Source organism: Natrialba asiatica DSM 12278, from assembly GCF_000337555.1.
Lineage (GTDB): Archaea > Halobacteriota > Halobacteria > Halobacteriales > Natrialbaceae > Natrialba > Natrialba asiatica.
This window is the reverse complement of sequence record NZ_AOIO01000021.1, coordinates 94418-106707: the sequence shown is the minus strand read 5'-3', so window position 1 is coordinate 106707 and position 12290 is coordinate 94418. Positions and strand designations below refer to the sequence as shown.

Annotated in this window: 12 protein-coding genes; 5 read left to right on the top strand and 7 right to left on the bottom strand. The window is 65.7% G+C overall.

Going from position 1 to position 12290, the window contains the following annotated elements; genetic code table 11:
- Positions 1-174 precede the first annotated feature (174 nt).
- Both C481_RS07060 and C481_RS07055 read left to right on the top strand, forming a co-directional pair.
- Positions 175-1155, top strand: coding sequence for a tyrosine--tRNA ligase (locus C481_RS07060; protein ID WP_006108469.1), 981 nt, complete (start codon positions 175-177; stop codon positions 1153-1155).
- 73 nt (positions 1156-1228) lie between these two features.
- Entirely contained in the window at positions 1229-2179 is a 951-nt protein-coding gene (locus C481_RS07055; RefSeq protein ID WP_006108468.1) for a biotin--[acetyl-CoA-carboxylase] ligase, read from the top strand.
- Positions 2180-2194: 15 nt separating this feature from the next.
- Here C481_RS07055 and C481_RS07050 read toward each other — a convergent pair whose 3' ends face one another.
- The 5 genes from C481_RS07050 to C481_RS21480 form a co-directional block, all read right to left on the bottom strand.
- A complete protein-coding gene (locus C481_RS07050) occupies positions 2195-2671 on the bottom strand; it encodes a universal stress protein (RefSeq protein ID WP_006108467.1) in 477 nt (158 codons plus the stop codon).
- A gap of 86 nt (positions 2672-2757) precedes the next feature.
- Entirely contained in the window at positions 2758-3804 is a 1047-nt protein-coding gene (locus tag C481_RS07045) for an amidohydrolase family protein (RefSeq protein WP_006108466.1), read from the bottom strand.
- 49 nt (positions 3805-3853) lie between these two features.
- A complete protein-coding gene (locus tag C481_RS07040) occupies positions 3854-5092 on the bottom strand; it encodes an HD domain-containing protein (RefSeq protein WP_006108465.1) in 1239 nt (412 codons plus the stop codon).
- 113 nt (positions 5093-5205) lie between these two features.
- Positions 5206-5763 carry a DUF6790 family protein gene (locus C481_RS07035; RefSeq protein ID WP_049904488.1) on the bottom strand — a complete coding sequence of 186 codons (558 nt, stop codon included), beginning with the start codon at positions 5761-5763 and terminating at the stop codon, positions 5206-5208.
- A gap of 216 nt (positions 5764-5979) precedes the next feature.
- The gene (locus tag C481_RS21480; RefSeq protein WP_241434660.1) at positions 5980-6279 is read right to left on the bottom strand and encodes a DUF7385 family protein; all 300 of its coding nucleotides are present in this window, start codon (positions 6277-6279) and stop codon (positions 5980-5982) included.
- Between the two features lie 159 nt (positions 6280-6438).
- On the opposite strand from C481_RS21480, the gene C481_RS07025 reads away from it, so the two are divergent.
- From C481_RS07025 to C481_RS07015, 3 genes are all read left to right on the top strand, one after another.
- Positions 6439-6768, top strand: a complete 330-nt coding sequence (locus tag C481_RS07025; protein ID WP_006108462.1) for a hypothetical protein — start codon at positions 6439-6441, stop codon at positions 6766-6768.
- Between the two features lie 114 nt (positions 6769-6882).
- Complete coding sequence (locus C481_RS07020; RefSeq protein WP_006108461.1) at positions 6883-7113, top strand: Lrp/AsnC ligand binding domain-containing protein; 231 nt, start codon at positions 6883-6885, stop codon at positions 7111-7113.
- A gap of 56 nt (positions 7114-7169) precedes the next feature.
- Complete coding sequence (locus C481_RS07015; RefSeq protein WP_006108460.1) at positions 7170-8381, top strand: MFS transporter; 1212 nt, start codon at positions 7170-7172, stop codon at positions 8379-8381.
- A gap of 63 nt (positions 8382-8444) precedes the next feature.
- On the opposite strand, the gene C481_RS07010 is transcribed toward C481_RS07015, so the two are convergent.
- Together C481_RS07010 and C481_RS07005 are read right to left on the bottom strand one after the other, a co-directional pair.
- Entirely contained in the window at positions 8445-9572 is a 1128-nt protein-coding gene (locus C481_RS07010; protein WP_006108459.1) for a Gfo/Idh/MocA family protein, read from the bottom strand.
- 124 nt (positions 9573-9696) lie between these two features.
- Positions 9697-12195: a glycoside hydrolase family 3 protein gene (locus C481_RS07005; protein ID WP_049904487.1), complete on the bottom strand. Its 2499-nt coding sequence runs from the start codon at positions 12193-12195 to the stop codon at positions 9697-9699.
- Positions 12196-12290 lie beyond the last annotated feature (95 nt).

Below are 12290 nucleotides of genomic sequence, written 5' to 3'. Positions count from 1 at the left end.
CGTTCTGCGCTCTTTTCGGTACTGTCTGCTCCGCATTCCATCTCCCCACCGTATCCTACACTTTCCCCGCCCCACACGCCTCACACTCCGCACCATCCACCCCGCGCACCGACCGCCGTGCGAACATCGTTCAAGAACGCATAAATCCGTCCGTTGATTCCACTGAGACAAGCCATGGAGACGTACGATCTGATCACGCGAAACGCCGAGGAAGTCGTGACCGACGAGGAGGTGCGCGAACTCGCCGCAGACCCGGACGGAAAGCGCGCCTACGTCGGCTACGAGCCCTCGGGCGTGCTCCACCTCGGGCACCTGCTCACCGCGAACAAACTCATCGACCTCCAGGAGGCCGGCATGGAGGTCGTCATCCTCCTCGCCGACGTTCACGCCTACTTAAACGGAAAGGGTACCTTCGAGGAGATCCGCGAGACCGCGGAGCAAATGAAAGCCCAGTTCGTCGCCTACGGGCTCGACGAGGACAACACCGAGTTCGTCTACGGCTCCGCGTTCCAACTCGACGAGGAGTACACCCTCGACCTGCACGAACTCGAACTCTCGACGACGCTCAACCGCTCCCAGCGCGCGATGGCCGAGATCCAGGGTGACGAGACCGCGAAGGTGAGCCACGTCGTCTACCCGCTGATGCAGACGCTCGACATCGAGTACCTCGATCTGGACCTGGCGGTCGGCGGCTTGGACCAGCGGAAGGTCCACATGCTCGCCCGCGAGGAACTCCCCGAACTGGGCTACGACGTGCGACCGGCCCTGCACACCCCCATCGTCGCCGACCTCACCAGCGGCGAGGGGAAGATGTCCTCGAGCGAGGGCGTCACCATCTCGATGGAGGACTCGACCGACGACCTCGAAGAGAAGGTGAACTCGGCGTTCTGTCCCCCCACGCGCGATCCCGAGGGCGACCTCGAAAACCCCGTGCTCGAACTGTTCGAGTTCCACGTCTTCCCGCGGTTCGACGAAATCGTCGTCGAGCGCCCCGACGAGTACGGCGGCGACCTGACCTACGACGACTACGAGTCGCTGGCCGCCGATCTCGAGTCGGGAGAACTCCACCCCGCCGACGCGAAGGGGACGCTCGCGACGTACCTCGACGAACTCATCGCGCCGGGCCGCGAGAAGCTTCGCGAGCTCCGGGCCTAACCTTCCGACGCGTTTCGCGCGCACCCGCGGTCGATCCCGCCGATTGAAGTACGAGCGGCACCCGCTTGCGTCCATGAACGAGACGCGACGCGCGATCGTCGACGCCCTCGCCGACGGCCCCGTCTCCGGTCCCGAACTGGCGGACTCGCTCGCCGTCTCGCGGGCCGCCGTCTGGAAGCACGTCGACGCCCTCCGCGAGGCCGGCTTCGACATCGAGAGCGGCCCGTCCGGATACGAACTCGTCGACGCCGACGCCTACAGCGGCCCGGCCGTCGAGTTCGGTCTCGACGCGCCGTTCACCGTCGAGTTCCACGACGCGGTCGAGAGCACGAACGCGGTGGCGCGCGAGCGGGCGACCGACGGCGCGTCGGACCTGGTCGTCCTCGCGGACGAACAGACCGGCGGCCGCGGTCGTCTGGACCGCGAGTGGTCCTCGCCGCCGGGCGGCATCTGGCTGAGTGTCCTCACCCGCCCGGCGATCACACCGGCTCGCGCCCCGCTCTATACGCTTGCCGCGTCGGTTGCAACGGCTCGAACGGCCCGCGAGGCCGGCGTCGACGCGCGGATCAAGTGGCCGAACGACGTCGTCGTCCCCGCCGGGGAGAACGGCGGCTACCGAAAGCTCGCGGGCGTCCTCACCGAGATGGAGGGCGAGACGGACCGCGTCGCGTGGCTCGCCGTCGGCATCGGCGTCAACGCGAACATAGACGCTAACGCCCTCCCGGAGGGAGCCACGACGGTTCGCGACGAGGCTGCCGACGTGGATCGACGGCGGTTCGTCCAGCGACTCCTGGAAGCGTTCGACGACGCCCGAACCGATCTCGAAGCGGTCGTGCCGGCCTGGCGCGAACTCGCGCTGACGCTCGGCCAGCGCGTGCGGGTCGACCGTCCGGCGGGGGCAGTCGTCGGTGAAGCGGTCGACATCACGGCGGCGGGGGCGCTCGTCATCGAAACGGACGCCGGAGAAGAACGGACGACGGTGACGGTCTCGGCGGGCGACTGCGAGCACCTCCGTCCCGTCTAGGGTATCGGCTCCTCGTTACTCGACGATAGCGCGCGATTCGTTCGGTTGCTCCGGAACGTCGGACGGGTCGACCTGTACCGTCAGCACGGGGACCGGGGCCTGCCGGACGACGCGTTCGGTGACGCTACCGAGCAGTAGCCGGTCAATACCGCCGCGTCCGTGGGTTCCCATCACGATCAGGTCGCAATCCTCGGTTGCCGCCTGTTCGACGATGACGCGACTCGGCGATCCCTCGAAGATCGCCGTTTCGACCTCGATATCGTCGGGCGCGAGTTCTTCGACGCGATCGACGGCGGTCTCTCCCTCGCCGCGCAGCGCGTTGTTGATCCCTTCCCAGGCGGTTTCCATCGGCAGCCCCCCGTAGCCGCTGATGTTGACGACGTAGAGCGCTCTGATCGACGCATCGTGAGTGCGTGCGAGGTCGAACGCGTACTCGAGCGCGCGCTCGACCTCGGGCGAGCCGTCGGTCGGAACGAGGATGCAGTCGTACATTGGTTGTGTTACACAATGGCACGCGTGCTATAAGAACGTTTTCGTGACCATCGTGACCGTCAATTCGTCTTACGTCGATACAGGAATCACCCGTCAGGTTCCGGAGCCGCGATGACTTCGCGGACGTCGTCGACGCCCGCCCGCCGAACGACGGCCCGGACGAGTTCGCGCGCGCCGTCGAGATTGGCCGATTCGCCATCGAGAACGAGCAGCCGGGCCTCCCGTCCCGGTTCGATCACGCCGTAGTCGAGGCCGGCGAGTTCGGCTCCGTTGATCGTCGCCATCCGAAGGATCTCGGTCGCGGAGAGCTCCGAGAGTTTGGCCAGAAACTCCATCTCCCGGAACATCGACGGCGAGTTCAGCATGACGTTGTCGGTGCCGAGCGCGAGCGTCGTTCGCTCGGCGAGTTCGGCGTAGGGGGAGAGTCCGACGCCGGTGACGAGGTTCGAGCGCGGGCAGACCGCGACGGGGACGTTCCGGTCGTCGATGCGCTCCAGGTGGTCCGGTTCGGGATGGACCATGTGAACGAGGAAATCGGGTTCGAGGTCGAGCGCGGGGTCGATGTCGCTCGCGTCGACCTCGCCGGCGTGGATGCCGAAGGGTTTGCCCGCCTCGCGAGTCGCCTGGCGTTCCTCGCCGAACTCGGCGTCGTTGGCCCCGCTCGCACCGAAGCCGTCGCCCGCGTCCATCGCGTCGACGGAGCCGCGGGCGAACGCGAGCGCGTCGACGGCACCGTCTGCGGCGGCGACAGCTTCCTCGAGCATCTCCACGCCGGCAACGTCGCCCTCGCGGAAGTCGAGACAGGCCGCGGTGCCGCTCCGATGCATGAACTCGAGCGAGGTCGCCATCGCCGCGACGAGTTCGTCCCGCGAGGCGGCCCGAAGCAATCGGTGTTTCAGCCCGTCCGGCGGCGCGACGAGTTCTTCGAGCGAGAGGCCGCCGCCGGCCTCCTTGGCGATCGAGTCGCCGATGTGGGTGTGGGCGTTGACGAACGCCGGGAGGATGATGTCCGCGTTTTCGGCGTCGATCGACTCCTCCTCGATCGCCTCGATCCGTCCCTCCTCGTCGACGACGATACGCCCCTCGACCGGAGTGAACTCGCGGCCGCGAAGGATAATCCCTGTGCGTTCCATACGCGTGTGTTCGCGGGCAGTTCCATCAACGGTTCGTCTCGCTTCGCCACTACGCCCGGTCCGTAAATTGATCGAGCGTCGTGTCGAACCCGTTTCGAACCTCGCTGACCAGCGCGCCGTCGATATCCAGCCCGAGGACCGAAACCGCCGCGTGGCCGACCGCCTCCCGAACCGGCGACGGCGAGTACACGCCGAGTCGCCACTGGGAGTACTGGGCACCGCGCAGCGCCTCGACCAGCGGCGACTGCTGCTCGAGCCGCCGCATATCCCCGTTTACCATTACGCGCGAGGAGGACTCGGTCATCGACGGCCGACTCGGCACGTCGAGGATCACGCGTTCCGGATCGACACCCGCTCGGTCGGCGATCTCTCGCTCGAACTCGCGGATCGACTCGTGATCCGCCTCGATGACGCCGCCGGGAACGTCGTCGATCTCCGCCCAGACGGCCCGCTTGAACAGGTCGCGCTCGTCGAGTCGGCGGGAGAACTCGCTGGTGGCTGCACACGAGCGCAGGGCGACGATCAGGTCGTAGTCGTCCATGCGCTGGAGCGCCGTGGCGTCCGTGTCCGTCGCTGGAGTGTCGAGCAACCGTTCGGCCGCGCGACGAAGCATCGCCTTGCCGATCCGGGCGACGCTGTGGCTGTAGACGGTCGGATTCATCAGTGCACGGGCGACGAGCAGGCTCTCTGCGGTCTGGACGTTGCCCTCGTCGAGCACGAGTTCGTCGTCGACGAAGACGAGTTCGCGGATCAGCCGGCCGTGATCGATGGTGCCGTAAGGGACGCCGGTGTGGTGGGCGTCGCGCACGAGGTAGTCCATGCGATCGACATCGAGTTCGCCGGAGACGAGTTGGCCGAAGCGGCCGTCGCCGGCGACGAGGTCGGCGATCGCGTCCGGGTCGAGGTCGTGGTCGCGGAGTACGTCGCCGACTGCGCCGTCGGTGAGGAGGCCGTGAACGTCGTCGTGGTAGCGGCCGGTACGGCGGTGGGTCAGCGATTCGAGGTTGTGGCTGAACGGGCCGTGGCCGACGTCGTGGAGGAGGGCCGCAGCCTGGACGCGTTGGCTCTGTGCGCCCTCGATGCCGAGGCGGTCGAGGGCTTCGCAGGCGATGTGGTAGACGCCGAGGCTGTGCTCGAAGCGAGTGTGGTTCGCGGACGGGTAGACGAGCGAGACGGTGCCGAGTTGGGAGATGCGCCGCAGTCGTTGTACTGCCGGCGTATCGAGGAGATCGCGGGCGACGCCGTCCACGGCGATGTGATCGTGGACGCTGTCCTTGATGATCTTCATAGCTGTCATTCCGGCGCTATGGTAGAAAAACTGTCGCGACAATCGGAAAGTAGGACTGAAACGGGCGTGAGGGCCGCGTACGGGGTGTCGAAGCGGATTACAGCGGGTGGTTCCTACAGGAGGTATCGAAGCGCGAGGAGTCCGAGCAACGCGATCGGGGTGAGGATATCGGTGACGAGAATCCCGCCCGCGTTCGCGGGATTGAGATTCCCCCGCTCGCGGATATCGCGGATGTGGACGGAAGCGGCACCGAGCAGGAAGACCGAGATGCCGATCGCGGTTGCAATCCAGAACTCGCCGCGGTAGAACACGCAGAGGAGACCGAGAATACCGAACGCGAGGTTTGCGAACGCGATTTCGGTCTGGAACGGATTCCCGGCCGGCCAGCCGATGAGAGCAGCGACCATGTCGGCTTTGAAGTAGTGGCCGAGAAACGCCCAGATCCCCTGGAGCCCGACCGTGACGACCAGAAACGAGAGCAAGAACGCGTCGACGGGGGCCATGTTCCAGACGATACTCAGGGCGAGTGCAAGCACGATCGCACCGGCGGGAAACGCGAGCGGTTGGATGTAGTCCTGAACTCGATGGTCACGACCCTGTCCCACAGGTTTCTGATCGCCGCTCCCGGAAGCCGCATCACCGGACGGAGATCGAGTCGAGCGTGTAGTCATCGTGTGGTTCACCGTGCACGTGTTGTCCTCTCGTACGTCTCACACGGAGATAAAGCAGCTACCGGCTACCGCTGAGTGTCGCGCCGAGAGACAAATTTCGGCCGTTCCGGACACACGAAAGACAGCGACAAATCGGACGGGCACGGCACGATCGTTCATCATGGTTGTCGTGCAACCTCCTCCGACGAGGCTCCAACTACCCCTCGGAAGGGACTCTCAATGCGTACACAGCAACAGTTTCTCGTCGGTTCGGGCGAGACAGAACGGACGCTCTGCCGGCGTCTCGAAGGACGTCGTTTGCTCCTCGGTGACGAACAGTCGATCGAACTCGCGTTCGCAGGCCGGACACAGCAACCCCTCGCGGTTTTCGAGCGTTCGCGTCGTGCCGGAGTCCTTCAGGAGCTTCAGTTTCGTCCGGTAGTCGTGAACGCTGAACCCGCCCGCGAGTTCGATTGTCGAACCCCGTTGTGTACCCGTCCGATCCCGTTCGCCCGCTCCGTTTTGTGGCCCCGTCATGGCGACAGTACTGTACCGACTCGCGCCCTCGAATATAACGATTCTCACCGACACGTCGCGGCCTGCGAGAGCGAACTCGATCAACACGAGTACAAAAGATCCCGTCGCTTGACGCGCGTGCGTTTACCCGTCTCGCCGCCGGAGTATTCACACCCATTCATGACCGAACTTACGATTCCGCGGGACGCCAGCACCGGCGAAGCGTCTCGACTCGTCGAGGAGCACGTTACGGTCGGTGACACCGTCGAAGTTCGAGAGGCTGATCGAACAGGGGCTGATGACGTCTCGGTCACGGGCGAGGTGACCGGCATCGAACCCGGCTATCTCGAACTCGACGGTCGGTCGCCCGGTGAGGGAAGTCCCCGGTACGATCAGATTCGGACCGTGATCAGGATCGAGATTGGGACTGAGGCTGAAACCGAGATCGACGCTGGGACTTCCACTGATACTGGTACTGATACTGACTCTGATACTGACACTGATACCTGATCGACGCGCTCCCAGCATCGTCCGTGACGATTCTCTCACTATCCGAACCGTCTCTACTGGCTGTATAGAGCTATATCCGCCCGTAGCACCTTCTCTCAACTGTTGGTGAACTCCATGGTAGAAGCGTACGTCCTGCTCATGACCGCCGCCGGAACCGCCCGCCCCGTTCTCGATTCGCTTCGGGAACTCGATGCGGTCACTCGGGCGAGTATCATCGCCGGCGAGTTCGATATCATCGCCGAGGTCGAAGCTGACTCGAATCAGGAACTACTGTCGTTAGTCACGGAGCAGATTCAGTCCGGCGAGAACGTGGGGCGAACGCGAACCTGCATCGTTCTCGAATAGACGGGGTCGACGGAGTACCGAACAGCACTTTCGTTCTTCGGGCCGTGTGAATCCGTATGTCGGCCGACGAAACGACGATTCCGTGGCGTTCGCCCACGTTACAGGCGATTCTCGTCAGTACGCTCGTCCTTCCGCTCGGCGTCCCGCTGCTCAGTCCAGTGCTCCCCGCCATCCGAGACTCGTTCGGGATTACGGACGCTCGGACGAGTCTCCTCATCACGGCGTACTTCGTGCCGGGAATCGTGCTGTCGCCCGTCATCGGCATGCTCGCCGACCAAGTCGGTCGCAAGCGAGTCATGGTCCCGAGCCTGCTCGCGTTCGGCGTCACGGGCGTCCTCGCCGCGCTCGTGAACTCGTTTTCGATCGTGCTCGCACTTCGCTTGCTGCAGGGGACCGCCTCGGCCGGCGTGTTCATCCTGACGGTGACGTTCATCAGCGACGTCTTCGACGGCGTCCGGCGAAACGCCGTCCTCGGCGTCAACGCCGCCGCGTTGTTTGCCGGCGCGGCGATCTATCCGTTCGTCGGCGGTGCGCTCGGCTCGATCGACTGGCACGTCCCGTTCCTGGTCTACGCGGTCGCGATTCCGGCCGGTCTCTTCGCGATGCGGGCGCTCGAAGAGCCGCCGACCGGCGAGCCGAGGACCGGCCTGCGATACCTTCGCGGGGCAGTCGACGCCTTGCCCGCCGGCGAGGCGAGCGCTCTCTACGGCGCGACCTTCCTGCTCGAAGCGGTCGCGTTCGGGACGATTTTGACCGCGCTCCCGTTCGTCCTAACGGCCGACTTCGACGCATCGTCGGTCGTCATCGGTGCCGTGCTGACGATCCAAACGATCGCGTCGGCCGCCGTCGCGCTGAAGAACGGCGACCTCGCCAAACGCTGGTCGAACCACCGGCTGGTGGCGTGTAGCTTCCTCTGTTACGGTATCGGGTTGCTCGTCGTCTGGGCGGGACAGTCGGTACCCGTGCTCACCGTCGGTGCCGTCATCGTCGGCGTGGGGTTCGGACTGGCGCTCCCGTCGATCGACGCCGCGATCGGCCGGATCGCCCTCCCGGAATACCGGGCCGGCGCGCTAAGCATTCGAAACGCAACAACCTTCCTCGGTCGCTCCGCCGGCCCCGTCGTCTACACCGGGTTGACGGTTCTCGCCAGTTACGCCGCACTCCTCGCTCTCTCTGGAATCGCCATGCTCCTCCTCGGAATCGGCGCATTCCTGGTTACGAGTTCGGAGCCGCGAGTGCGGTCTTCCGAGAGCCCGCGCTCTCAGTGAGACCACGCGTTCCGTTCGCTCGCTCTGAACGCCCCGTCGCCCGTCGCGGGCACAGGGACTCGATTACTCGAGGGATACCCACTCGCCGCGCTCGTCGCTCTCCTCGATCGCCGCCAGGACGCGCTGGGCGGCCAGTCCGTCGTCGAAGTTCGGCTCGAACGATCGCCCGTCTTCGACCGCGCTCAGGAACTCGTAGTTCTCGTGAACGAAGGTGTGCTCCCAACCGAGGACGTGGCCCGGCGGCCACCAGTGGTCGAGGTACGGATCGTCCTCGTCGGTCACGAGAATCGTTTCGTAGCCCCGATCGCCGTCGCGCAGGACCTCGAGTTCGTTCAACCGTTCGAGGGAGAAACGCAGGCTCCCCTCGGAGCCGTGAATCTCGATCGTGTGGTCGTTCTTGTGTCCCGTCGCGTACCGGGTGGCTTCGAGGGTCCCCATCGCGCCGTTTTCGAACTCGAGTTGGGCGGAGTAGGCGTCGTCGACGGTGACGGGTCTCGTTTCGTCACTGTCGCCGTCGACGGGGCGCTCGTCGACGAACGTCTGCAGGTGGCCGCTGATACGTTCGATGTCGCCGGCGAGGTCGACGCCGCCGACGAGAAAGCGGACGAGGTCGACCGTGTGGGAGCCGAGGTCGCCGAGCGCGCCGGCACCGGCGAGGTCGGCGTCGTTGCGCCACGACCAGGGGGCCTCGGGATCGACGAGCCAGTCCTGGAGGTAGCGCCCGCGGACGTGACGGATTTCGCCGAGTTCACCCGCGTCGAGCAGGCCCTTCGCGTACTGGATGGCGGGCACGAACCGGTAGTTGAAGGCGGAGCCGGCGGGCACGTCGTCACCGGCGTCGGCCGCCGCCTCGGCCATCCGTTCTGCCTCCTCGAGCGTCGGCGCGAGGGGTTTCTCGCAGAAGACGGGCGTGCCGGCTTCGAGCGCGGCGATCGAGGGCTCGGGGTGGACGTGATTCGGGCCGAGATTGTAGAAGACGTCGACGTCGTCGACGACGGCTTCCCAGTCCGTCGAGATCGAGTCGAACCCGAGTCGGTCGGCGGCCTCGCGCAGCGTCTCTTCGTTGCGGCCGACCAGGACGGAGCGCTCGATTGCCGGCGCGTCCGAGAAGAACATCGGCAGCCGCGCCATGGCGTTTGCGTGTGCTTTGCCCATGAATCGATAGCCGAGAACGCCGACGTCGAGGGTCATGGTTACCCTTTCAGCAGTATCCGGGTTAGATGTTTGTATCGCAGAAGCGTGCCAGCGGACCGAGGCGGATCGCCACGTCGCGCTCGCGGACGGTGACTCGCCGATAGACCCGGATCTCACCGGTTCAGTCGTCACAGCGACTGCCGGCGGAACCGCCCCGGCCGGGGGCCGGCTTCGGATCGGTGAGCGACGCCGTCTTCTCGATCGTCAACGCCGCCGTCTCCTCGCCGACCGAGAGTTCGTACTCGCCGGCCTCGACGACCGTCGGCTTCCAGCCGGGCACGTCGTCGGGAACGACCTCGAGCGTCGAGAGATCGAGTTCAACGACGACGGTTTTGCTCTCGCCGGCCGCGACGCGAACTCGTTCGAAGCCGAGCAGCCGGCGGCGGGGCTGGAGGACCGACCCGTAGGATTTGGTGTTGTACACCTCGACGATGTGCTCGCCGTCCATCTCGCCCGCGTTTTCGACGGTGACCTGAGCTGTAATCGTCGGATTTGATGCGGGGTTCTCGATAGTCGACGACGACAGTGTCAGGGCAGCGTACGACCAGTCGGTATAGGAGAGCCCGTGGCCGAACTCGAACTGGACCGTCTGTGCGCCCGCGTCGACGGACTGTCGGGGCGGATAGTCGTCGTAACACTGGGGGACGTGGCCGACGTTGGCCTCCCACGTGAACGGGAGTCGTCCCGACGGATTGGAGTCGCCGAACAGCGTGTCGGCGATCGCGACGCCCGCGTCGCTTCCGGGCTGGCCGGCGAACAGGACGCCGTCGAGGCGGTCAAACGTCTCCGCGGTTCCGCGCGGACTGCCGGCGAGGACGACGCCGATGAGCGAGACGTCGTCGCCGGTAGCTGCCTCGAGGAGGGTTACGAGTTCGCGCTGGGCTTCGGGGAAGCGCATCTTGTCGCGGTCGCCGAAGCCCTCGTTGTGCGGTCCTTCGCCGAGGACGACGACGACCGCGTCCGCGGCGGGTGCCGCCTTGCGGATCGCGCGCTCTTGCGCGTCGGTCACGTCGAAAAAGCCGTTATCGAAGTTCTCGTAGATGCTCTCGTACGGCGCGGCCTCGAACTCGGTCGGGACGTGCGTCAGTCGGTCGCCGAGTCGCTCTTTCATCGCACCCTCGATAGTGGTCTGGCGCGGACGCGGGCCGTCCTCGGTCAGATCGCCGTCCTCGACGCCCTGCCAGCCGAGCGTCCAGCCGCCGTGTTGCATGAGGAACCGGTTCGGCGTTCCGTCCTCGATTCCCGGGCCGGTTAGTAACACCCGTTCGGTCCCCTCGAGCGGCAGTACGTCGTCCTCGTTCTTGAGGAGCACCAGCGATTCCTTCGCCAGTCGGGCCGACACGTCCCGTGCGCCGCCGACGAGGGAGCCGATCCGGTCCTCCGGAACGAGCGGCCGCTCGAACAGTCCGAGCTCCCGCTTGAGTTCGAGGATGCGACGCACCGACTCGTCGATACGGTCCTCGGGGATCTCGCCGCTCTCGACGAGGTCGACCGCCGTCTCGATGAACTCGGCCGGCGACACCTCGCCGCCGCACATGTGCATGTCCACGCCGGCCGTGATGCCCTCCTTGACCGCCCATCGCCACCCCTCGTCCGTGTTCGGGCGGTACTCGTGATTGGTGAGCAGGCGCAGGAAATCGTCCCAGTCGCTGACGATCACGCCGTCGAAGTCGTATCGATCGCGCAACACCGTCGTCAGGAGCCACTCGGAGACGTGCGCCGGTTTCCCGTTGACCGCGCCGCTGTTGACCATCACCGTCTTGGCTTCCTCGAGCGCCCGCGCGTACGCCGGTAACTGCCTGGTCCGGAGGTCTCGCATCGACGTACGAGCGTGCGCACGATCACTGCCTGTGTTCGGCGTTCCGTAGCCGGCGAAGTGCTTGACCGTCGCCGCGACGCGACCGTTTCGTTCGAACCCGCGCGCACGGGCCTTGGCCATCTTCCCGAGGAGCATTGGGTCCTCGCTGTGGCCCTCGAAGTACCGGCCCCAGCGCATGTCCCGCAGGATGTCGACCGTCGGGCCGAAGTTCCAGTGACCGCCCATCGCCGCGATCTCCGACCCGGTCTGGACCGCCGCCGCTTCGACCAGGTCGATGTCGCGCGTCGCACCCATGTTGAGCCGCTGGGGAAAACTCGTACAGCCGTCGAGCAGGCCGTTCCCGTGGAGCGCATCGCCGCCCCAGAGGAACGGAACGCCGTGGTCCGTCTGCTCGATGGCGTACCGCTGTAACCCGTTCAGTCCCGCGACGAACTCCTCGCCGTCGAACGTCGGCCCCGACGCGCCGCCGTTGAGGATCGACCCGACGTGCAGGTCCGTAAACAGGGCGCCGACCGTCTCGGGTTCGTCGTGCGTTTCGAACGGATCGTCCGGGTCGAAGCCCTCGCCCGCTTCGCCGAGTGCAACCTGGGTCATCTGTCCGACCTTCTGTCGGACCGTCATCGACTCGAGAAGGCGTTCGATATCGACCGTCGTCTCCGGATCGGCGTCCGCCTTCGACTCACCCGCACCGACCACGGCACCGTTCGCGCCAGTTCCGATTGCCATCGCGCTGGTCGCCTTAACGAACGTTCGTCGTGATGCACCACTGCTGCCCCGATCGAGTGATCGTTCCGGTGGCATGCTCAGAGACGGCAACTCTCTCCCGAATAACTATTTCCGGACTATCGGCGCTGTATCAGCGGCGTTCTTCGAGCAATAGCAACGTATTATGGGAA

Coding starts and splice junctions, on each gene's coding strand:
- C481_RS07025 (WP_006108462.1), top strand. CDS start 6,439: ATGACCGAACTTACGATTCCGCGGGACGCCAGCACCGGCGAAGCGTCT.
- C481_RS07020 (WP_006108461.1), top strand. CDS start 6,883: ATGGTAGAAGCGTACGTCCTGCTCATGACCGCCGCCGGAACCGCCCGC.
- C481_RS07040 (WP_006108465.1), bottom strand. CDS start 5,092: ATGAAGATCATCAAGGACAGCGTCCACGATCACATCGCCGTGGACGGC.
- C481_RS07010 (WP_006108459.1), bottom strand. CDS start 9,572: ATGACCCTCGACGTCGGCGTTCTCGGCTATCGATTCATGGGCAAAGCA.
- C481_RS07045 (WP_006108466.1), bottom strand. CDS start 3,804: ATGGAACGCACAGGGATTATCCTTCGCGGCCGCGAGTTCACTCCGGTC.
- C481_RS21480 (WP_241434660.1), bottom strand. CDS start 6,279: ATGACGGGGCCACAAAACGGAGCGGGCGAACGGGATCGGACGGGTACA.
- C481_RS07005 (WP_049904487.1), bottom strand. CDS start 12,195: ATGCCACCGGAACGATCACTCGATCGGGGCAGCAGTGGTGCATCACGA.
- C481_RS07055 (WP_006108468.1), top strand. CDS start 1,229: ATGAACGAGACGCGACGCGCGATCGTCGACGCCCTCGCCGACGGCCCC.
- C481_RS07015 (WP_006108460.1), top strand. CDS start 7,170: ATGTCGGCCGACGAAACGACGATTCCGTGGCGTTCGCCCACGTTACAG.
- C481_RS07050 (WP_006108467.1), bottom strand. CDS start 2,671: ATGTACGACTGCATCCTCGTTCCGACCGACGGCTCGCCCGAGGTCGAG.
- C481_RS07060 (WP_006108469.1), top strand. CDS start 175: ATGGAGACGTACGATCTGATCACGCGAAACGCCGAGGAAGTCGTGACC.
- C481_RS07035 (WP_049904488.1), bottom strand. CDS start 5,763: ATGACTACACGCTCGACTCGATCTCCGTCCGGTGATGCGGCTTCCGGG.